A 20699-nucleotide genomic window follows, 5' to 3' on the forward strand; every position below is an offset into this window, starting at 1 on the left:
CTGCCTGATCAGCCCGTGTCGACCGCGCGTCTCAGGCGCGCGGCACCGGAGTCACCAGCGTCCCGTCGGTCATGAACTGGTGCAGGTTGCGATAGGCGAGGTCGCCCATCGCCTCCCGGGTCTCGTGGGTGCCGCTGGCGATGTGCGGCAGGAGCACGACGGAGTCCAGGTCGAGCAGCTCGGCGGGAACGTTCGGCTCGTCGACGAACACGTCCAGCGCCGCCCCGGCGATCCGCCGCTCCACCAGCGCCGAGACCAGCGCCTTCTCATCGACGACGCTGCCTCGCGCGACGTTGACGAGGTAACCAGACGGCCCTAGGGCGGCCAAGACCTCCTCGGACACCAGCCCGGTGGTCTCCGCACCTCCCGACGTGGTGACCACCAGGATGTCCGAGTCAGCCGCAAGTTGCGTGGCCGACTCGACGTGTCGGTACGGCACCGCCGACACCGGACGACGCGAGTGATAGCTCAGCTCGACGTCGAAGCCCGCGAGTCGACGAGCGACCGCCTGCCCGATCCGGCCGAGGCCCAGGATTCCGACGCGCTTCCTGCTGACCTTGGTGGTGAGCGGGTAGGCACCTCGCTGCCAGTCGCCCCGCCGCACGTAGCGGTCCGCCGCCGACAGCCCGCGCAGCACGTCGATCAACGCGCCCACCGCGAGGTCGGCCACGCAGTCGGTGAGCACGTCCGGAGTGTTCGACACGTCGATGCCCCGGCTGCGTGCCCTGATCACGTCGGTCGTGTCGTAGCCGACGCCGAAGTGGACGATCGCACCCAGGTTGGGCAGGGCGTCCATCAGGTCGTTGCCGACGCCGATGCGTGCCGTGGTGACGGCCGCGACCACCTCGGCGCCGTGTTCGGCGAGGTAGGCCGCCGGATCAGGCTGTTCACCGAGCACCACGGTGCGATGCCCGGTGGCGAGCGCCGCCGTTAGCGAGGGCAGCAGCGGGCTGACCTGGAGGACCGTGCCGTTCGGTGCTGGGGGGTTCATCACTGCTCCTGCGTGTCTCGGGCCTGCGGTCCCGTCCTGCGGCGGCACGTGGTGGTGTCCGTCGGCGTTCACCGCACCCTCCTCTTAGCGGGGTTCGGCGAGGCGGGTGGGGCGAGGTGGCGGCGGGATCGGAGGTCACCGCCGCCACCTCGAGTCGTGGCGGCCGAACCGGTCGAGACCGAGGGCACGCCTGTGGCGCGGTCGACATCGGCCCGGCGGAGCCGAGGTCACGCCGTGCGCAGCGGCGCGGGCGGGTTCGCCCCGCAGCACGGCAGACGGCCGACTCCGCCGGAGCCCCTGATCAGACCCGGCCGGGCTCGCCGTCGACACGACGCCGGACGCCCAGTGGGTTGTCGGCTCGCAGCTCCGACGGCAGCAGGGCGTCGGGCACGTTCTGGTAGCTGACCGGGCGGAGGAACCGTTCGATCGCCCTGGTGCCGACCGAGGTCGTGGCCGGCGCGGAGGTCGCCGGGAACGGGCCGCCGTGGACGACCGCGTGGCCGACCTCGACGCCGGTCGGCCAGCCGCCGAACAGCACGCGCCCCGCGAGCAGCTCCAACGTCGGCAGCAGCGTGGCCGCCGTCGGGTGATCCGACTCCACCGCGTGCACGGTGGCGGTCAGCTGGCCCTCCAGCCCGTCGAGGATCTCGCGGAGCTGGTCGAGATCGCGCACCCGGACGACCAGCGAGGTGGCGCCGAAGATCTCGTCGCGCAGCGACTCGTCCGCCAGGAACGTCGCGCCGTCGGTGACGTAGAGGCCCACCCGGCCGCAGGCGTCGATCGACTCGTCGGAGGCTCCGGCGGCCACGGCGGTGACGCCGGGTCGGGCGGCCAGGCGGTCGACGCCCTCCTGGTAGGCGCGGGCGATACCCGTGGTGAGCATCGCCGCAGCGGGCGCCTGCTCCACCGAGGCGGCGGCCGCCGCGAGGAAGGCGTCCGTCGCCGCCGCATCGGCGTCCACGGCGAACACCAGGCCGGGACTGGTGCAGAGCTGGCCCGCTCCGGTGGTCACCGACGCGATGAACTCAGCGCCCAGCGCGGCGCCCTTCTCGGCCAGCGCGCCGGGCAGCAGCACGACCGGATTGACGCTGGACATCTCCGCGTACACCGGGATCGGCACCGCGCGCCCGGCCGCCGCCTCGACGAGCGCGAGGCCGCCGGAGCGGGAGCCGGTGAAGCCGACGGCGGCGATCCGGGGGTCCCGAACCAGGGCGGTGCCCAGGTCGCGACCGGCGCCGAACAGCAGCGAGAACGTGCCCTCGGGCAGACCGTGCTCCGCCACCGCCGCGCGCACCGCGCGGCCGACCAGCTCGGAGGTGCCGGGGTGGCTGCTGTGGGCCTTCACGACCACCGGGGCCCCGGCGGCCAGCGCCGACGCCGTGTCGCCGCCCGCGACGGAGAAGGCGAGCGGGAAGTTGCTCGCGGCGAACACCGCGACCGGGCCGAGCGGGATCTTGCGCTGGCGCAGGTCCGGCTTGGGCAGCGGCGCGCGGGTCGGGTCGGGGGTGTCCAGCCGGGCGCCGAGCCAGTCGCCCGCCCGCACGGTCGCGGCGAACAGGCGAAGCTGGTTGGTGGTGCGGGCCAGCTCGCCGCGCACCCGCGCCTCCGGGATGCCGCTCTCGGCGACGACCCGGCCGACGAGCACGTCGCCGAGGGCCTCGATGTTGCTCGCTGCGCTGTCCAGGAAGGCCGCGCGGGCCTCGGGCGAGGTCTGGCGGTAGACGCCGAAGGCCTCCTGGGCCAGCCGGGTCGCGCGTTCCACCTCGGCCGTGCCGCCGAGCCCGTAGGCGGGTTCGAGGGACTCGCCGGTCCGCGGATCGACGCCGCGCACCTCGCCGTGCTCGCCGTGCACGTCCTGGGCGCCGATCAGCATCGCCCCGCTGACGGCCGTGGGGTTCGCAGGCGGGCCTGCGGAGTCGGAGGAGGTCATGCCTTGATCACCTTCGTCACGAGTGCGGTGAGGTCGTCGAGTTCGGCGGTTGTCAGGTCGGTCAGCGGCGGCCGCACCGGGCCTGCGCCGCGCCCGATGGCGGTCAGGCCCGCCTTGACGATGGAGACCGCGTACCCGGCACGCCGGTTGCGGATGTCCAGGTAGGGCAGCACGAACTCGTCGAGCTTGCGGTAGACCGTCGCGGCGTCCCGCGCGCGGACCGCGTCGTAGAACTCGACGGCAAACTCCGGCGCGAAGTTGAAGATCGCCGAGGAGTAGGTGGTGACGCCCATCTCCAGGTACGGCAGGGCGTAGGTCTCCGCGGTGGGCAGTCCGCCGATCGACAGCAGGCGGTCGCCGAGGGCCGAGTAGATGCGCGTCATCAGGTCGACGTCGCCGACGCCGTCCTTGAAGCCGATGAAGGTGGGGCACTCGTCGGCGAGCCTGCGCACCGCGTCGAAGCCGAAGGCGGCGTTCGCGCGGTGATAGACCACCACGCCCAGCGAGGTCGCCTCGCAGACCGCCTTGACGTGGGCGATGAGCCCTTCCTGGGACAGCTCGGTGAGATACGGCGGCAGCAGGAACACGCCGTGCGCGCCTGCTGCCTCGGCGTCGCGGGCCATCGCGACGGCCTGCGCGGTGCCGTAGCCGGCCGGGGCGATCACCGGCCTGCCGTCGGGGGTGGCCGCGACGGCGGCGCGCACGACGCGGCCGACCTCGTCGGGGAGGAGGGAGAAGAACTCGCCGGTGCCGCCTGCGGCGAAGACGCCAGAGGCGGCGAAGGTGCCGAGCCAGGCCACGTGCTCGCGGTAGCCGTCCTCGTCGAAGGCGAAGTCAGGTGTCGCGTGCGTGACCGGGAAGGTCAGCAGGCCAGTCCCGAGGACGGACCGCAGATCCTCTGGGGTGAACAGCGTCATGGCTCAGGCTCCAGTGTCGAGGGACTCCCGCCGAGGCTAAGGAGTTCGACCAATACCTGTCTAACACGAAATACGCATCGATTGATACCTTCAACGCATCGAGAGGAGACCCGGTGGCCGCGCCGTTCACGTTGGATCAGCTTCGAGGCTTCGTCGCCGTGGTCGAGGAGGCCCACTTCGGCCGGGCCGCCGCCCGCCTGCGGATGACCCAGCCGCCGTTGAGCCGTCAGGTGCAGAAGCTGGAGCGGTCACTCGGGGTGGAACTGCTGGTCCGCGCCGCGCGGGCCGTGATCCCCACGCAGGCGGGCGAGGCCTTTCTGGCCGAGGCGAGGCGCATCCTGAGCCTGGTCGACGCCGCGCCGCTGGCCGCGCAGCATGCCGCCGAGGGCACCACGGGTGTGCTGCGCATCGGGTTCACCGCCGTCTCCGCCCAGACCGTGCTCGGCAGCTGGATCAAGACGGCGGCCGTTCATCTGCCCGCCGTCCGGCTGACCCTCACCGAGATGGTGACCAGGGACCAGGTGGAGGCCCTGCTGGCCGGGGAGCTCAGTGTCGGGCTGGCCAGGGGCGTCACCCCGACCGACGTGCTCAGCGTGCGGCGCGTGCACGCCGAGAGCCTGATCCTGGCCTGTCCCGGCGACCATCCGCTGACCCGACTCGGCCGCCCGCCCAGGCTCGCCGACGTCGCCGAGCACGCCGTCATCACCTACAGCCCCGTCGAGGCGCGCTACCTGCACGAACTCATCATCACGGTGTTCCGCAACGCGGGCGTCGAGCCGCGCTACGTCCAGCGGGTCGGGCAGGTGCAGAGCCTGTTGGCCCTAGTGGACGCGGGCCTGGGCGTCGCGCTCGTGCCGAGGTCGTCCTCCCGGCTCCGGCTGCCCAACCTGGCGTTCACCGAGATCGCGGGTCTTGCGCCGGACCTGGTGGAGGCGCACTGTGTCTGGCGGAGTGACCACGACGATCCGGCGCTGGACGCGCTGCTGAGGCTGACCGCTCTCTGATCTCGTCGAAGTCTTGACGCTCTCCGGTGGCAGGCCTACGGTCTGTCTACCCATACAGACCAAGTGCGCGTTTGTAGACACTCTGGCGCCAGATCGGCCCGTTCAGCACCCACCACGACTCTCGGAGAGACGATGTTGTCTTCCGTGCACCGCCCCGTCCGCATCGGACGGTCCCGAGCCAGGAGCGGCCTCGCCGCGATGTTGGTGTTCGCCGCCGCCACGAGTGCCTGCACCGTGGCCAACAGCGACAGCACGGGCGACGCGGGTGAGGCCGGGGACTCCCTGCGCATCGTCCTCGACCAGGAGCCGCCGACCTTGGAGCCGTGTGAGGCGTCGCTGACGTCCACCGGCGTGGTCACCCGCTCGAACATCAGCGAGCCGCTCATCGAGCGCGACCCGACCACCGGCGAGCTGGAGCCCCTGCTGGCCACCGCCTGGGAACAGGTCACCGACACCGAGTGGCGAATGGAGGTCCGCGACGACGTCACCTTCCACGACGGCGCCGCCTTCACCGCCGAGGACGCCGCGTTCTCGATCGACCGGGCCGTCAACAACTCCGCGCTCGCGTGCAATGTGGACGGCTACGTCTTCGGCGATCAGGAGTTGGGCCTGGAGGTCGTCAATGACACGACCCTCACCATCACCACCGACGTGGCCGACCCGATCCTCCCGCTGCGGCTGAGCTTCATCGAGGTCGTCCCGCGCACCACCAGCACCGAGGCCAAGGTCCGGGAGCCGATCGGCACCGGCCCCTATGCCGTCGCGGCCTGGGACACCGGCGTCTCCATCAGCCTGCGCCGCCACGACGACTACTGGGGCGAGGCACCCGCCTTCGCCCGCGTCCGGTACGTCTGGCGGACGGAGTCCAGCGTGCGCGCGGCGATGATCGCCACCGACGAGGCCGACATCGCCACCGGCCTCAACCCCGAGGACGCCACGCCGGAGAACTCGCTGCCCTACCCCAACAACGAGACGACCGCGCTGCGGCTGGACGGCCGGGAGGCCCCGCTCGACGACATCCGCGTGCGCCGCGCGATCGATCTGGCCATCGACCGACACGGCATCACCGACGCGCTCTTCGACGGCATGGCCGTGCCCGCCGCGCAACTGGTGCCCGAGGGGGTGGTCGGCCACAACTCGGAGCTGACCGTGGGCGCCGCCGATCCAGACGCGGCCCGCGCCCTGGTCGAGGAGGCCGCCGCCGACGGCGTCCCGGTCGACCGCGAGATCACGCTGATCGCCCGCAACGGCCAGTTCCCCAAGGTCGCCGAGACCGCCGAGGCCCTGCAGTACCAGCTGGCCCAGGCAGGCCTCCAGGTACGCATCCAGATGGCCGACACCGCCGCCCACCTGGAGTATCAGCTCCGGCCCCTCCCCGAGGACGTGGGCCCCGTCGCCTTGTTGATCATGCACGGCAACCAGGCGGGCGACGCCGGATTCACCACCAGCCAGTACCTGCTCTCCGATGGTCCACAGTCGACCTTCGGGACCCCGGAGCTCGACGAGCTGATCGCCGAGGCCGATCAGACCGCAGGCGACGATCGGCAGGACGCCTTCGCCGGGGTCTTCGCGGAGCAGAACGACACCCTTGCGCAGTACGCCTACCTAGCCCACATGCAGGGACTGCTGGGCATCTCCCCTCGGGTCTCCTACGAGCCGAACTCCGCCACCGGCGACGAGCTGCGGCTCGCCGACGTCCGGCCCGAGCGCTGAGAGGACTCACCATGCTGACCTTCCTGCGCAAGCGCATCATCTCCAGCGCCATCCCGCTGGTCGTCGTCGTCTTCGGCGTCTTCCTCCTCGCCCGGCTCACCGGCGATCCGACCAACCTCTACCTGCCGGTCAGCGCGACGGCGGAACAGCGTGCCGAGTTCGCCGCCGCGAACGGATTCGACCAGCCGATCTACGTCCAGCTCTGGGACTACCTCGGCCAGGTGATCCGCTTCGACTTCGGCGTCTCGCTGCGCACGGGGCAGCCCGCGGGCGACATGGTGCTCGCGGCCTTCCCCGCCACGCTTCAGCTCGCCGCCGTCACGATGCTCATCGCGATCGTCGGCGCGGTGCTGCTGGGCAGCCTGGCCGCCTACCGGCCGAACTCCCCCGCCGACCGTTCGGCCAGCTTCCTGTCGATGACCGCCGCCAGCATCCCGGACTTCTGGTTCGCCATCATGGGCGTGCTGATCCTCGGCGTCGGTCTGGAGTGGCTGCCCACCTCGGGCGTCGACGGCGGCCTCGAGGTGTGGATCCTGCCGATCGCGACGCTGCTCATCCGGCCCTTCGGCGTGCTGGTGCAGGTCGTGCGCGGCGCAATGGTCGCCGCGCTGTCCGCGCCGTACGTGAAGGTGGCCCGCAGCAAGGGAGCGAGCGAGCCGAGGGTGGTGTTCGGCCACGCCCTGCGCAACGCCTCGGTGCCCGCGCTGACCGTGGCGGGAGACCTGACGATCGGTCTGGTCAACGGGGCCGTGGTGGTCGAGACGATCTTCGGCTGGCCGGGCATCGGCAAGCTGATGATCGACTCGATCCTCCAACGTGACTTCGCCGTCCTCCAGACCGCCGTGCTGCTGACGGCGGTGACGATCTTCGTCCTGAACATCGTGATCGACGTCTGCTACGCCCTGCTCGACAACCGCGTCCGCCAGACCGTCCCCGCGTGAGGAAGGAGCCACTCTCGATGACCCAGTCTCTCGACGACCCGGCGCGGGCCGAGGCGGCCTCGCCCCGCACCCGACGTCGTACGCGATGGTGGACCCTGCTCGGCCGGGACCGTTTCGCCGCCGTCGCCGCCGTGCTCCTCGGCGGGATCGTGCTGGTCTCGGCCGCCGCACCGCTGTTCCTTGGCGACCGTGCGGTCCGGCAGGACCTCGGTGACTCGCTGCGTCCGCCGTCCTTCGATCACGGCTTTTTCGGCCTGCTCGGCACCGACGTCCTCGGCCGCAGCATGCTGGCGAGGTTGATCGAGGCGGGCGGCACCACCCTGTCCGTCGCCATCCCCGCCGTGCTGCTCTCGCTGTTGATCGGCTCGTCCTGGGGCATGTGGGCGGGCTACAGCGGCGGCTGGCGGGAGAACGTCTCGATGCGCGTCGCCGACGTCATCCTCAGCTTCCCGTCGCTGCTGCTGGCCGTGGTCGTGCTGTACGTGTTCGAGCCCAGCGTGGCCAACATCGTGGCCATCCTCGCCGTGGCCCGCATCCCGGTCTATCTGCGGACCGCCCGCGCCGAGGCGGCGGAGTTGAAGAGCAGGCTGTTCGTCGACGCCGCCCGCACCTTCGGCACCAGGACCGGTCCGACGCTCGTCCGGCACGTCGCGCCCATCGCGCTGCCCACCCTGCTCACCGTCGCGACCCTGGACTTCTGCTTCGTGATGCTCACCGAGTCGTCGCTGAGCTTCCTGGGCATCGGCATCCAGCCGCCCGAGGTGAGCTGGGGGCTGATGGTCGCCCAGGGCAGGCAGTATCTCCAGACCGCCTGGTGGATCGCCGTGCTGCCCGGGGTCGCGATCGTGGTCACGACCGTCTCCGCCACCATCCTCGCCGCCTGGGTCCGGCTCGCCACCGATCCCGGCCAGCGGTGGCGACTCACCCTGCCGCGCCGAAAGCGCGGTGCAGGCCCCGCCGCCCCGGAGGTCACCTCATGAGCGTCACGACTCGTTCCGCACGCCAGCAGGGCGGCACCACGGACGGAGCGGCGTTGGAGGTCGAGCGGCTCTGCGTCGACCTGCGCACCGCTGCGGGCGAGGTCCGCGCCGTCGATCAGGTCAGTTTCGCCGCCCACTCCGGGCGAACGCTGGCCCTGCTCGGCGAGTCCGGCTGCGGGAAGTCCATCACCGCCCAGGCGGTCGTCGGTCTGCTCGATCCGGTCGCCGAGGTCACCGGCGGCTCGGTCCGCGTCGCGGGCACCGACGTCATCGGCCTCGATCGGCGCAGCAGGCGCAAGCTCGCCGGCCCGGTGCTGTCCATCGTCTTCCAGGACGCGCTGACGGCGATGAACCCGGTGCAGACGGTCGGCGCCCAGCTCGGCGAGCCGTTCCGCATCCACGAGGGCGCGTCCCGCCGCGAGGCACGCAAGCGGGCCGTGGAGCTGATGGACCTCGTCGGCATCCCGGAGCCGCACGTCCGCGCGCGGTCCTATCCGCACCAGTTCTCCGGCGGCATGCGGCAACGGCTGCTGATCGCGATGGCCGTCGCGCTGAATCCGGCGGTGCTGATCGCCGACGAGCCGACCACCGCACTCGACGTCACGGTGCAGGCCCAGATCATGCGGCTGCTCAAGGACCTCCAGGTCAAGCAGGACATGGCGGTCGTGCTGATCACCCATGACCTCGCGGTGGTCGCCGAGCACGCCGACGACGTCGCGATCATGTACGCCGGGAGCGTCGTGGAGACGGGATTGGTGGACGAGGTGTTCGCCAGCCCCCGTCACCCGTACACGCGCGGCCTGCTCGACTCGGTCCCGGAGCGGGTCGCCAAGGGCGAGCGGCTCCCATCGGTGCCGGGCAGTCCGCCGCAGCTCAGCGCCGTGCCCACCGGCTGCGTGTTCCAGGCCCGATGCCCGATGGCCAGGGACCGCTGTGTCGAGGAACGTCCGGTGCTCGCGCCCACCGGCCCCGGCCGCGCCGCCGCGTGCCATTTCTCGGAGGAGCTCGCCCGTGTCTGAGACCGCCACCCTCCCCCGCCGCTCCGCCGCCGACCGGGGGCCGCTGCTCTCGGCGACGGGAGTCACCAAGACGTTCCGCGTCGCCAGGAACAGCTCCGGCAACACCAGACTGACGGCGCTGGACGGCGTCGACCTGCGGTTGGGCCGGGGCGAGACCCTCGGCCTCGTCGGCGAGTCCGGGTGCGGCAAGTCCACGCTCGCCCGCGTGCTGCTGTTGTTGGAGCGCCCGGACTCCGGCGAGATCCGGTTCGACGGCGTCGATCCCTTCGCGCTGAAGGGTCGGGAACTGCTGGCGTGGCGACGCCGGGTGCAGATGGTCTTCCAGGACCCGTACGCGTCGCTCAACGCGCGGATGACCGCCGCCGACATCATCGCCGAACCCTGGCGCACCCACCGCGACGTGATGCCGACGGCCTCGGCCCGCGCCGCCCGGGTTCGGGAGCTGCTCGACCTGGTCGGGCTGCGCGAGGGCGACGCCGAGCGCTATCCGCAGGAGTTCTCCGGCGGGCAGCGCCAGCGGATCGGCATCGCCCGCGCGCTGGCGCTGGACCCGGAGATCATCGTCTGCGACGAGCCGGTGTCCGCGCTGGACCTGTCGGTGCAGGCCCAGGTGCTCAACCTGCTGACCGATCTCCAGCAGCAACTCGGCGTCTCCTACGTCTTCATCTCCCACGACCTGTCGGTGGTGCGCCATGTCGCCGACCGGGTCTCGGTGATGTACCTGGGCAAGGTCATCGAGCAGGGCCCCACCGAAGACGTCTTCGACCGCCCGCTGCACCCGTACACGGCGGCGCTGATGTCGGCCGCGCCGACGCTGGACCGGTCGCCTGCGGCGCAGGGCCGCAAGCGCATCCTGCTGGAGGGCGAGGTGCCCTCGCCGCTGAATCCGCCGTCGGGCTGTCGATTCCGCACCCGCTGCCCGTACGCGGCCGCACGCTGTGCCGAGGTGGAGCCCGCGCCGGTGGTGGCGGGATCGGTGTCGGGATCGGTCGACTCGCCGACGACGCCGGTCGCCGACGACGTCGAGCAGCCCACCGCGACGTCGGCCGCTGCGGCCGGACTAGGTTCGGCTGCTGTGAATCCACGCCATGTCGAACACCTCGGTCTCTGTCACTTCCCCTTGGACGCCTCGGGTGCGCCCATTCACTCGTGAGCGTCGCCGAGCTGGTCCTGCTCGGCGTGGTCGTGCTGGTGGGCGCCTTCCTTCAGGCGTCCATCGGCTTCGGCCTCGGAATGCTGGCGGGACCGGTGATGGCGCTGGTGGAGCCGAGTCTGGTGCCGGTCGGCGTGATGCTGCTGGCCACCGGGGTCACGGCCGCCACCGTGGTGCTGGAGCGCGAACACCTCGACCTGCGGGGCGCGGGCTGGGCCCTGCTGGGCCGGGTGCCGGGCGTGATCGCGGGCGCGGCGCTGGTCGCCGTGCTGCCGACCCAGGCGTTGAGTCTGTTCCTGGCGGGTGTCGTACTGCTCGGCGTCTTCATCACGATCCGAGGCTTCGCCCCACGACCGACGACGGGTGCGGTGATCACCGCCGGGGCGGCCTCCGGCCTCATGGGCACCGCGACCTCGATCGGGGGCCCGCCGATGGCCCTGGTGTGGCAGGGCAAGGTCGGACCGGCGCTGCGCGGCACGATGGGCGCGTTCTTCCTGGTCGGCTCGGTGATGAGCCTGGTCGCGCTGGCGGTGGCAGGCCAGGTCACCGCCGAGATCGTCACCCACACCGCGCTGCTGCTGCCCGCCGCCGCGCTCGGGTTGCTCCTGTCCCGCCCGCTGGCCCGCAGGCTCGACGTCCGCCGGATCAGATACGTGGTGCTGACGGTGTCGGTGCTGGGGGCCGTGGTGCTGATCGTCCAGCAGTTCGTCTGATCGACGGCGGCGGGAGTCCGCGGGCCGCGGGGCGCGGCGTCGAGCCCTGCCCTGCGCCGACCGAGTCGGGCCGCCGCCTGTCCGGAATTCGCGGGCACCTCGGGTCGCCGATGCGCTAGGAGTAGGGCATGCGACCCGAGCCGGGACAGGTGCTGCACTTCTCCGAGGACCCCTCGATCACGAGGTTCGTGCCGCACGTCGCCGCCACGGCGAGGCAGCCGAAAGCCTATGTCTGGGCGGTGGACGACCCTCGCGCCCCGGACTACTGGTTCCCCCGGGACTGTCCGCGCGCGATGGCATGGACGCTGCCCACGACGTCGACGGTCGACCGCGAGCGCATCCTCGGCCCCGGCGGCGGGGACCGCGTCCACGCGATCGAGTACAGCCGGGTGGCCGAGTTCCTCGGCGTCCGGTTGTTCGCCTATCGCTTCTCCGCACAGCACTTCACGCCCTTCGGCGAGCCCGAGCCGAGCGCGATGGTCGCGGTCGAGCCCGTCGAGCCGCTCGGCCCGCCGGAACTCGTCGGTGATCTCCTCGAACTTCACCGGTCGGCGGGCATCCAACTTCGCGTGCTCGACAACCTGTGGGGCTTCTGGGACTCGGTCGTGACGAGCACGCTCGGGTTCAGCGGCATCCGCATGCGGAACGCCGCTGCACGGCCGGGACACCCGGACGGCTGACCATCGGCTGATCGTGTTCGGGAATCGCCGTCCGTTCCCTCATCGCCCGACCGCCCGAATCGCGTCGACGACCTGAGCGCCTCGGACGCGGGTCCGCGCCAGCCTGCCCTCCGATCAGAGGCCCGGCCGAGGCCGGTGGGACGGCAGACGGCGCGGTCGCCGCGACGAACCCCGTTGCCTACGCCGCCGGGCCGGAGCTTATAGTCAACTAACTTGTTGAACAACAGATTGGTTGATCTCACCGTGTCTGCCGATGAGGAGGACCGCCTGGACCGGGCGTTCACCGCGTTGGGCGATCCCGTCCGCCGGGCGCTGATCGCGCGGCTGTCCCGCAGCGACGCGACGGTGAACGAACTCGCCGAGCCGTTCTCGATCACCAAACAGGCCGTCTCACGACACATCCAGGTGTTAGAGGCCGCCGGACTGATCACCCGCAGCCGGGACGGCCAACGTCGCCCCTGCCACCTCGATCCGGCCGCGCTGGAGGCGTTGACGAGCTGGATCGACACGCACCGACTGGTCGTCGAGCGACGCCACCGCAGTCTCGACGCCGTCCTCGACACCCTCAAGGAGCAGGAATGACGAGCCGCGAACCCACCACCATCACGTCCGAGCCCCACACCCCGTTCATCGACATCGAGCGAGAGTTCGACGCCACGCCCGCGCAGGTCTTCCGCGCCTCGACCGAGCCCGACCTCGTCGCCCGGTGGCTCGGCCCGCGCGAACTGGACCTGCGGGTAGAGGAGTACGACGCACGACAGGCGGGTGCCTACCGCTATGTCCACCGCGACGCGGCAGGCGGTCACTACGCCTTCCGAGGCGTCTTCCACACCGTCGTCGCGAACACGCTGATCATCAAGACCTTCGAGTACGAAGGCGCCCCAGGCCAGGTCAGCCTGGAGACCACCGAACTCGAGGACCTCGGCGGCCGCACTCGGCTGCGCACCCGCTCCGTGTTCCCCTCGATCGAGGCCCGCGACGCCGCGATCGACGCGGGGATGGCGCACGGCGTCCGGGACTCGATGGACCGGCTCGCCGAGACGCTGCCGGTCGAGACGCCGCCCGAGTCGGTCTCCGCCGGTCGGGTCGTCGTGGACATCTCGATGTCGCTGGACGGATACGTCACCGCTGCCGGCGCCGATCTGGAGCACGGAGTCGGCATCGGCGGCGAGGTCCTGCACGCCTGGGTGATGGGCGAGCAGACCGAGGAGACGGCCGAGCTGATCGCGGCCTCCGTCGCCAGAACCGGCGCGACCATCATGGGACGGCGCACCTTCGACTTCGTTGACGGACCGCACGGCTGGCAGGGCGACCTCGGCTACGGCGGGGAGCGCGACCAGTCGGCCCCGCCGCCTGCGTTCGTGGTGACCCACTCGGTGCCGGAGACGGTGCGACTGGCCGACCGGTTCACCTTCGTCACCGGAGGTCTCGAGCAGGCCCTGCACGAGGCGCAGGCCGTCGCCGCAGGCAAGGACGTCGTGATCATGGGCGGCGGCGCGCTGGCGAACGAGTTCCTTCGCGCCGGGCTCGTCGACGTCCTCTCACTGCACGTCGCTCCCGTCGTGCTCGGTGCGGGCACCCCGCTGTTCCCGACGTCGACGGCCGCCGCCGTGCGGCTGGAGCTGCTCGACTCGACGGCCACACCCGCCGCGCAGCACCTGACCTACCGGGTGCTGCGGTGACCGGCGCCCGGCGGACCTGCCTGCCCGTTCGACTGCGGCTTGTTCGACTGCGGCCTGCCTCGTCGTAGTCGTGCCATAGCCTTGCCGCGGGCTGCCTACGGGGTCCGGCGGCCCGAGTCCTGGCGCCCCGATTCGCGGCCGCCGGTCGGTGTCCGCATCGGGGAACACCGCTGCCTGCACGACAGGGTCGGGCGGGGCACGGCACCCTCTCCACCGGGTCGATCACTAGGCTCGGCACACTGGCGACGGACTTCGGCGACAGGCCGAGGCCGGTTTCAGCGCGCAAGACGCCGAGGTCGGTCGCGCTGGACGACGTCGGTCGGGACGAACTCGATACACCTGCCGGCATCGTCCTCATCGTCCGTCCGAATCGGACTGCGATGCGGATTCCGAGGTCCCGAACCGAGGGCGGCCCCGCCAGATCCGCAGCCCGCCATTGTCGTCGAGCCGAGGAAGCCACCAGGGTGAGCACCAACGAGATCGACTTCGAGAACGCGCGTGTCTACGCCATCCCGATGCGCACCCGCTTCCGGGGCATCACCGTGCGAGAGGGGATGGTGTTCGAGGGGCCTGCGGGGTGGGGCGAGTTCTGCCCGTTCCCGGAGTATGACGACCAGGAGTCGGCCGCCTGGCTGGCCACCGCCGTCGAACAGTGCACCGAGGGCTGGCCGGAGCCGGTACGCGACCGGATTCCCGTCAACTGCACCGTCCCCGCCGTCGGCCCCGAGCGAGCTCGCGAGATCGTCGAGGCCGCAGGCTGCGAGACCGCGAAGGTCAAGGTGGCCGACCACCCCGACTCCTCGGCAGAGGACCTCGCTCGGGTACGAGCGGTTCGCGACGCCCTAGGCCCGCACGGCGCGATCCGGGTGGACGCCAACGCGGCCTGGGACGTCGACGGCGCGGTGACCGGCATCCGCCTGCTCGACACGGCGGCAGGCGGCCTGGAGTACGTCGAACAGCCGTGCCGGACCATCGAGGAACTGGCGGCCGTCCGCCGCCGGGTGACGGTCCCCATCGCCGCCGACGAGTCGATCCGGCGTGCGGAGGACCCGCTGCGGGTGGCCGTGGCGGGAGCGGCCGACATCGCGGTGCTCAAGTGCACGCCGCTCGGCGGGGTCCGGCGCGCGCTGCGGGTGGCCGAGGCTGCCGGGCTGCCGTGTGTGATCTCCTCCGCGCTGGAGACCAGCGTCGGGCTCGGCGCCCAACTCGCGCTCGCAGGTGCGCTGCCCGCCCTGGATCTGGCCTGCGGGTTGGGCACGCTGTCGCTGCTGCGCGGCGACGTGGTCGCCGAGGCGTCGTCCCTGCGGCCCGTCGGCGGCTGGCTTCCGGTGCCCCGCAAGCCCGTCGCGCCCGATCCGGCATTGCTGGCGACCTACGAGCCGACCGATCCCGAGCGCGTGCGGTGGTGGCGGGACCGCCTCCGCCGGGTACGCGCCGTGCTCGACGACCGGGGGAGGGCACTACCCGACTGATCCACATCGACGCCCGGCAGCCCCGCGTCGCTCGCCGGTTCCTTGCCAGGGTCGTCGAGATCGGGCCGTTCCGCCCCGGTCCGCCCGGGGTGCGCTGCCGCACCGATCTGCCGTCAGCGTTCGGGCTGCCCTCGCATCAGGATCGCCGACCCGTCGTCGGCGCGATGGCCGGACGACCCGGGGTCATAGGTCCCCCGTCCCAGCGGAAACCCGCTCACCAGGCCGAACCAGCCCGCAGCCAGGGCCGCGCTCATCCAGTTCCGGCCCAACGGGATGAACCGCAGCAACGCCTCCACCGCCGCGGCCGGTCGGGAGGACACGCCGCCTCGGGAGACGTCGCAGCCGCGCCTGCGGGTTCGATCCTGAGTATGGACCCGCCGGAGCACAACAGGCTCTCGTCGGATGATCGCGCGGGTTTCGCCGCGCGGCGAGCTCGGGAGTTCCGACCGCGTCCTCAGGCGATCGGCGCGGGCGAGGCGGCGAGGGGTCGACTGGTGCGGCGCAACGCCGCAATCCCGGCGCACGCCGAGCCGTTGAGCTGCCGAGCCCTGGTCTGCACGCGGGCCTGCTTCGAAGAACCTGCCGAAATGCCGCTGGGGGGACGGCGGGGCGGCACGTCGGCCGTTCCCGAGTCGCCACTCCCGCCGCGTCGGTGAGGCTCCCGTCGACCGGTCCGGCCCACCGGGCCCCCGGCAGGCGGTCCCCTCCGGTCGACGGGCACGGCGGCCTGCCCGTCACCGCCCCGCGCGCACCACGTTCGTCAGCGGCTCCCCCGCCGCCAGCCGCCCGATGTTCGCCGCGATCTCGGCGGCCCGGCCGCCGAAGGTCTCCGCCGTGTGCCCGGAGTGGTGCGGCGTGAGCACGACGTTGTCCAGCGTGTGGAACGGCCGAGTATGACCTCGGGTGCCGACGCCGTCCTTGGGATGCGACCACCAGACGTCCAGCGCCGCACCGCCGATCCGCCGCTGCTCCAACGCCTCGTACAACGCGTCCTCATCGACGATCGGGCCGCGCGCGACGTTGACCAGCAGCGCGGTGGGACGCATCGCGGCGATCTCCTCGGCGCCGAGCAGGCCGGTGGTGGCCGCCGACAAGGGCACCGTGACGACCACGACGTCGGAGGCGCCGAGCAGCGTGTCGAGGTCGTCGTCGCCGCCGACATGATCCAGTCGCAGGTCGGCTGGCAGCGGGGCCCGCGGATTCCGGCGGACCGCACGGGCCCGCATGCCCAGCGCGGTCGTCGCCCGCACCAGCTGCTGACCGATCTCGCCGAGCCCGATGACGCCGACCGTACGGCCCGCGAGGCCGAGGCCCAACGGCGCGGCGGAGTCCAACACCACGGACTCCCACTCGCCCGCACGGAACCGACGCTCGACGGGCAGGACCCGACGCGAGAGCATCATGGTCACCATCACGACGTGCTCGGCGATGGATCGGCCGTGGTGGAAGGTGTTGCAGACCGTCACGTCTGCGGCCAACGCGTCCAACGGGATGCGGTCGTAGCCCGCGCCGGTGACGTGCACCAGCCTCAGCCGCTCGGCGCGCTCGGCCATCGCAGGCGTCATCCTGGCGGCCACCAGCACGTCGGCGTCGGCGAGTTCCTCGGCCACCTCGTCGTCGGGGCGACCGGCCAGCAGCCGCCAGTCATGGCCGTCGGCGCCCGCAGCGGTCAGCTCGGGGGTGAAGAACCGGATCAGCACCGGATCGGTCAGGACGATCTTCATCGCCTACAGGGTCCTTCCTCGGGATCGCCGTGTCGGTGGCGGGGTGTCGGTGGCGGGGCCTCGGGCCGGGGGTCTAGGCGGCGGGTCTAGGCGGCGGGCTGGGCGGCGGGTCTGGGCGGCGGGTCTAGGCGGCGGGCTGGGCGGCGGGTCTAGGCGGCGGAGTCCTCGGGGGACGGGTCCGCAGGGGACGGGCCCTCAGTGGACGGGTTTCGGTGTTGGGTCCTTGGTGGACGGGTTTCTGGTGGCGAGCTCTCGCGCGGCGTTTGGCGGCAGTCTCGGGCGGGGGCTGGTGGCAGGGTCTCGGTGGCGGGCCGTGGTCCGGGTGCCGGTTCATACCCGCCGTCTGCCGGTGGCCCAGCCGACCTGGTGTGTCGGTCTGCACGCATCCCGTTCGCTGCTGCGGACGGCGCGGCATCGCCAGGGATCGGCGGCGCCGCTGAACGGCTTCGGCATGCGGGCCTGCGCCGCTCGCCCGGCGTGCTGCTCGGCGCGCTCGAGGCCGAGTGCGGCCGGGGCAGATGCCGCCGGGTCGGATGCCGCCGTGTCGGGTGCCGCCGCCGGACCGCGCGATCCACACTCCACTCGATCGATATCTTGCCCAAATAGAACACATGTTCGATAGTCGTGTCATGGTCATTCACACGTTCACCGCACTCACCGCAGTAGCCGCGTTCACGGCACTCACCGCAGTGGCCGTCTGCACCACATTCGGCGGCCTGGTCGGGCGACATGGTCGCGCCACGGCCGACGCCACGCTGGCCGGGCTCCCGGTCGCGCCGTGGGAGTCCATGCGGCGGCTCGGCCGACACCTCCCGGCCCGCGCGATCGGGTGGGCGTCCGATCCGACTGCCGCCCATACCCGATCTCGGCGGCCGCCGCAGGGCTGCCGACCGCCGGGCCTGCCTTCGGGTCGCCGCACGCGCCGAGGGCACGTCGTCACCAGCGCGGAGCCGTGGGGTCGAAGTCGGGCTGGACCCTGCGCATGTAGCCGGTGTCGTCGCGCTCCCGAATCCCGCTGCTCAGGTACTGCTCGTGCAGCCTGGCCAGCGCATCACGATCCAGCTCGACGCCGAGGCCCGGGCCGGTGGGCACCGGCACCGCGCCCTGCTCGAAGCGCAGCACGCCGGGCACCACCACGTCGTCGTCGGCCGACTTCCACGGCCAGTGCGTGTCGCAGGCGTAGTTGAGGTTCGGCGTGGCCGCTGCGAGATGCGTCATCGCGGCGAGACTGATGCCCAGGTGGGAGTTCGAGTGCATCGAGAGTCCCATCCCGAAGGTGTCACAGATGCCCGCGAGCACCCGTGAACGGCCGAGACCGCCCCAGAAGTGATGATCGGAGAGGATCACGCCGACGGCATCCTGTGCCACGGCGGGCTTGACGTGGTCGAAGGCGACGACGCACATGTTCGTCGCCAGCGGCATCGAGACCTCTCTGGCGACACTGGCCATGCCCTCGATGCCGGGGGTCGGGTCCTCCAGATATTCCAGGACCCCGTCCAACTCCTTGCCGACGCGGATGGACGTCTCCACCGTCCATGCGCCGTTGGGGTCGATGCGCAGCGGGTAGTCGGGGAAGGCTCGGCGCAGCGCCCGAATCGCCTCGATCTCCTCTTCGGGAGGGAACACCCCGCCCTTGAGCTTGATCGCGCTGAAGCCGTACTCGTCGATCATCCGGCGGGCCTGGGCCACGAGCTGGTCCGGGTCGAGGGCGGCGCCCCACTGGTCCTCGGCCCCGCCGGGGTGACCTGCCCACTTGTAGAAGAGGTAGGCGCTGTAGTCGACCCGATCCCGCACCGCACCACCGAGCAGGTCACTGACCGGACGCCCGATGGCGTGGCCCTGGATGTCCAGGCAGGCGACTTCGAAAGGAGAGAGCACACGGTCGGCGGTGCTGCTGCCGGTCACCATGCCGCTCATGCCGTGTCCCGCCTTGGACGTGTCGGCGGCCAGGGTGGCGTGGACTCGTCGCGCGATCTCGTTGACGTCCCAGACGTCGACGTCGATGAGCTGCGCGGCGGCCAGGCGAATCCGATCCAGGTGACCCGCGTCGCCGTAGGTCTCACCGAGTCCGACGAGTCCGGAGTCGGTGACGATCTCGATGATCGCGCGCAGCGCGAAGGGTTCATGGACGCCGACGACGTTGAGCAGCGGCAGGTCCCGGAAGGCGACCGGGGTCACCCGGACCTCGCGGATGCGATGCGGCTCGGTTGTCACGCTCTCGGGCACCAAGGCTCCTCCGAGGAGTCGACCGACTGCGATCGTCGGCGATCGATGGATACCGGTGCAGTCTAACCAGACGCTGTCCACATGGGTAGACGTCAGACATAATCGAAGACAGTTTCGGCCGTCGGGTCGCGGTCCGGCCGACTCGCCCGCCGAGCGGGCCGCCGCGCCGAGTCACGGCATCAGGCACTCAGAAAGCCGTACTCGTACCGGCGGGCGGCACCCCGGCTGAGCGGCGGACGGCGGTGAGGTCGGCGCGGCTCCCGCAGACGACGACCCCGACGACCCACACCCACCTCAGGAGGCAGACACGCTCAGAAAAGCAGATCCGCTCAGGAGTCGAGCACGGCCATCGCGTCGATCTCGACCAGCATCTCTTCCCGAGGCAGGCCGGTGAAGACCGTAGTCCTGGCAGGCAGCACACCCCCGGCGACACGGGCCGAGACGAACTCTCCATAGGCCTCGTTCATCGCAGCGAAGTCGTCGCGAGTGGTCAGGTAGACCCGCAGCATCACCACGTCGTCGAAGCTCGCCCCGCCCGCCGCCAGGATCGCCTCGATGTTGCGGAGCGTTCTGGTGGTCTGCGCCCGGACGTCGCCGGGGAAGACGTAGGCGTTGCTGTCCGGGTCGACCGGCCCCTGCCCGGACACCTGAAGGATCGGGCCCTTGCGAACGCCCTGCGAGAAGGTATGGGCGGGCGCAGGTGCGGCATCGGTGCGGAGGGCGGTCTTGGGGTGCGACATGGGACGGGTTCCTCTCGATTCTTCGGTGCGGGCGAGCCCGGCACCCGACGGTCGGTTCGGGTGTCAGGGATGGAAGCCGCAGTCGCGGGAGATCGACGCGGCGGTGGCCAGCAGGTCGGGCAGCAGCTCTAACACCTGCTCATAGCCCAGGACGACGTCGGGCACCGAGACCGACACGGCGGCGGCGACCCGCCCGCCCGCGTCGTGGACCGGTGCGCCGATGCAGTTGATGAACGACTCGTGTTCCGCACGGTCGACGGCATGTCCCTGGGCGGCGACGCGATCCAGTTCGTCGTGCAATGCGGCGGCATCGGTGATCGTGCGGTCGGTGAAGCGGACGAAGTCGATCCCGTCGATCACCTGGCGACGCTGCGTCGCAGGCATCGCCGCCAGGATCACCTTGGACACCGCCGCGCAGTTCAACGGCGCCCGCAGCCCGATCCTGGAGTACATCCGCACCGGATGACGCGAGTCGTACTTGTCCACGTAGACGACCTCACCGCCCTCGAAGGTGGCGAGGTGGACGGTCTGTCCCGTGCGCCGGTTCAGCTCGGCGAGGTGTGGGGCGGCGATGCTGCGGACCTCACGCTGTTCCAGGGCGAGGCTGGACAACGCGAAGAGTCGCGAGCCGAGGTGGTAGCGATGGCTCTCGTCGCGGAAGACGAACCGCTCGTCCTCCATCGTCCGCAGCAGTCGTAGCACCGTGGTCTTGTGCACGTCGAGACGCTCGGCGAGTTCGGTGAGCGAGCGTGCCTGCTCACCGAGTTCGACGAGAATGCGCAATGCCTTGGTCAGGCTCTGACTCACTTCTTCC

Annotated in this window: 19 protein-coding genes; 11 read left to right on the forward strand and 8 right to left on the reverse strand. The window is 71.5% G+C overall.

Annotation, left to right across the window (positions count from 1 at the left end; all coding sequences use genetic code 11):
• Nucleotides 1-31: 31 nt before the first annotated feature.
• From UA75_RS23205 to kdgD, 3 genes are all read right to left on the reverse strand, one after another.
• Nucleotides 32-991 carry a 2-hydroxyacid dehydrogenase gene (locus UA75_RS23205; RefSeq protein ID WP_075744113.1) on the reverse strand — a complete coding sequence of 320 codons (960 nt, stop codon included), beginning with the start codon at nt 989-991 and terminating at the stop codon, nt 32-34.
• Nucleotides 992-1292: 301 nt separating this feature from the next.
• Nucleotides 1293-2921: an aldehyde dehydrogenase (NADP(+)) gene (locus UA75_RS23210; RefSeq protein WP_075742069.1), complete on the reverse strand. Its 1629-nt coding sequence runs from the start codon at nt 2919-2921 to the stop codon at nt 1293-1295.
• The gene (gene kdgD / locus UA75_RS23215) at nt 2918-3838 is read right to left on the reverse strand and encodes a 5-dehydro-4-deoxyglucarate dehydratase (protein WP_075742070.1); all 921 of its coding nucleotides are present in this window, start codon (nt 3836-3838) and stop codon (nt 2918-2920) included. The genes UA75_RS23210 and kdgD overlap by 4 nt, the downstream gene beginning before the upstream one ends.
• A gap of 113 nt (nt 3839-3951) precedes the next feature.
• On the opposite strand from kdgD, the gene UA75_RS23220 reads away from it, so the two are divergent.
• The 11 genes from UA75_RS23220 to UA75_RS23270 all read left to right on the forward strand — a co-directional run bounded on the left by UA75_RS23220 (nt 3952) and on the right by UA75_RS23270 (nt 15195).
• Complete coding sequence (locus UA75_RS23220) at nt 3952-4842, forward strand: LysR family transcriptional regulator (protein ID WP_075742071.1); 891 nt, start codon at nt 3952-3954, stop codon at nt 4840-4842.
• Nucleotides 4843-4974: 132 nt separating this feature from the next.
• A complete protein-coding gene (locus UA75_RS23225; RefSeq protein ID WP_083683506.1) occupies nt 4975-6555 on the forward strand; it encodes an ABC transporter substrate-binding protein in 1581 nt (526 codons plus the stop codon).
• Between the two features lie 11 nt (nt 6556-6566).
• Entirely contained in the window at nt 6567-7496 is a 930-nt protein-coding gene (locus UA75_RS23230; RefSeq protein WP_075742072.1) for an ABC transporter permease, read from the forward strand.
• A 17-nt stretch (nt 7497-7513) separates the two neighbouring features.
• Nucleotides 7514-8476, forward strand: coding sequence for an ABC transporter permease (locus UA75_RS23235; RefSeq protein ID WP_075744115.1), 963 nt, complete (start codon nt 7514-7516; stop codon nt 8474-8476).
• Nucleotides 8473-9495: an ABC transporter ATP-binding protein gene (locus UA75_RS23240; RefSeq protein ID WP_075742073.1), complete on the forward strand. Its 1023-nt coding sequence runs from the start codon at nt 8473-8475 to the stop codon at nt 9493-9495. The genes UA75_RS23235 and UA75_RS23240 overlap by 4 nt, the downstream gene beginning before the upstream one ends.
• On the forward strand, nt 9488-10648 hold the full coding sequence (locus tag UA75_RS32140; RefSeq protein ID WP_412459527.1) for an ABC transporter ATP-binding protein: 1161 nt from the start codon (nt 9488-9490) through the stop codon (nt 10646-10648). The genes UA75_RS23240 and UA75_RS32140 overlap by 8 nt, the downstream gene beginning before the upstream one ends.
• On the forward strand, nt 10645-11361 hold the full coding sequence (locus UA75_RS23250; RefSeq protein WP_075742074.1) for a sulfite exporter TauE/SafE family protein: 717 nt from the start codon (nt 10645-10647) through the stop codon (nt 11359-11361). The genes UA75_RS32140 and UA75_RS23250 overlap by 4 nt, the downstream gene beginning before the upstream one ends.
• 128 nt (nt 11362-11489) lie before the next feature.
• Nucleotides 11490-12041: a DUF6886 family protein gene (locus tag UA75_RS23255; RefSeq protein WP_075742075.1), complete on the forward strand. Its 552-nt coding sequence runs from the start codon at nt 11490-11492 to the stop codon at nt 12039-12041.
• Nucleotides 12042-12254: 213 nt separating this feature from the next.
• Nucleotides 12255-12623 carry an ArsR/SmtB family transcription factor gene (locus tag UA75_RS23260; protein WP_232237373.1) on the forward strand — a complete coding sequence of 123 codons (369 nt, stop codon included), beginning with the start codon at nt 12255-12257 and terminating at the stop codon, nt 12621-12623.
• Nucleotides 12620-13723: a dihydrofolate reductase family protein gene (locus UA75_RS23265; RefSeq protein WP_075742077.1), complete on the forward strand. Its 1104-nt coding sequence runs from the start codon at nt 12620-12622 to the stop codon at nt 13721-13723. Before UA75_RS23260 ends, UA75_RS23265 begins: the two co-directional genes overlap by 4 nt.
• 464 nt (nt 13724-14187) lie before the next feature.
• Entirely contained in the window at nt 14188-15195 is a 1008-nt protein-coding gene (locus UA75_RS23270) for an o-succinylbenzoate synthase (RefSeq protein ID WP_075742078.1), read from the forward strand.
• 113 nt (nt 15196-15308) lie between these two features.
• On the opposite strand, the gene UA75_RS23275 is transcribed toward UA75_RS23270, so the two are convergent.
• The 5 genes from UA75_RS23275 to UA75_RS23305 form a co-directional block, all read right to left on the reverse strand.
• A complete protein-coding gene (locus UA75_RS23275) occupies nt 15309-15515 on the reverse strand; it encodes a hypothetical protein (protein ID WP_157434385.1) in 207 nt (68 codons plus the stop codon).
• Nucleotides 15516-15929: 414 nt separating this feature from the next.
• Entirely contained in the window at nt 15930-16919 is a 990-nt protein-coding gene (locus UA75_RS23285) for a 2-hydroxyacid dehydrogenase (protein WP_075742081.1), read from the reverse strand.
• A gap of 936 nt (nt 16920-17855) precedes the next feature.
• Nucleotides 17856-19145: a glucarate dehydratase family protein gene (locus UA75_RS23295; RefSeq protein WP_232237374.1), complete on the reverse strand. Its 1290-nt coding sequence runs from the start codon at nt 19143-19145 to the stop codon at nt 17856-17858.
• A 329-nt stretch (nt 19146-19474) separates the two neighbouring features.
• A complete protein-coding gene (locus UA75_RS23300; RefSeq protein ID WP_075742083.1) occupies nt 19475-19885 on the reverse strand; it encodes a RidA family protein in 411 nt (136 codons plus the stop codon).
• 63 nt (nt 19886-19948) lie between these two features.
• Nucleotides 19949-20692 carry an IclR family transcriptional regulator gene (locus tag UA75_RS23305; protein WP_075742084.1) on the reverse strand — a complete coding sequence of 248 codons (744 nt, stop codon included), beginning with the start codon at nt 20690-20692 and terminating at the stop codon, nt 19949-19951.
• Nucleotides 20693-20699: the final 7 nt, after the last annotated feature.

It is taken from the genome of Actinoalloteichus sp. GBA129-24, from assembly GCF_001941645.1.
In the GTDB taxonomy this organism is placed as follows: domain Bacteria; phylum Actinomycetota; class Actinomycetes; order Mycobacteriales; family Pseudonocardiaceae; genus Actinoalloteichus_A; species Actinoalloteichus_A fjordicus.

Excerpts from the sequence above, each read along its gene's own strand:
- UA75_RS23235 (WP_075744115.1), top strand. The coding sequence starts at position 7,514 with ATGACCCAGTCTCTCGACGACCCGGCGCGGGCCGAGGCGGCCTCGCCC.
- UA75_RS23265 (WP_075742077.1), top strand. The coding sequence starts at position 12,620 with ATGACGAGCCGCGAACCCACCACCATCACGTCCGAGCCCCACACCCCG.
- UA75_RS23285 (WP_075742081.1), bottom strand. The coding sequence starts at position 16,919 with ATGAAGATCGTCCTGACCGATCCGGTGCTGATCCGGTTCTTCACCCCC.
- UA75_RS23205 (WP_075744113.1), bottom strand. The coding sequence starts at position 991 with ATGAACCCCCCAGCACCGAACGGCACGGTCCTCCAGGTCAGCCCGCTG.
- UA75_RS23300 (WP_075742083.1), bottom strand. The coding sequence starts at position 19,885 with ATGTCGCACCCCAAGACCGCCCTCCGCACCGATGCCGCACCTGCGCCC.
- UA75_RS23225 (WP_083683506.1), top strand. The coding sequence starts at position 4,975 with ATGTTGTCTTCCGTGCACCGCCCCGTCCGCATCGGACGGTCCCGAGCC.
- UA75_RS23230 (WP_075742072.1), top strand. The coding sequence starts at position 6,567 with ATGCTGACCTTCCTGCGCAAGCGCATCATCTCCAGCGCCATCCCGCTG.
- UA75_RS23255 (WP_075742075.1), top strand. The coding sequence starts at position 11,490 with ATGCGACCCGAGCCGGGACAGGTGCTGCACTTCTCCGAGGACCCCTCG.
- kdgD (WP_075742070.1), bottom strand. The coding sequence starts at position 3,838 with ATGACGCTGTTCACCCCAGAGGATCTGCGGTCCGTCCTCGGGACTGGC.
- UA75_RS23240 (WP_075742073.1), top strand. The coding sequence starts at position 8,473 with ATGAGCGTCACGACTCGTTCCGCACGCCAGCAGGGCGGCACCACGGAC.
- UA75_RS23210 (WP_075742069.1), bottom strand. The coding sequence starts at position 2,921 with ATGACCTCCTCCGACTCCGCAGGCCCGCCTGCGAACCCCACGGCCGTC.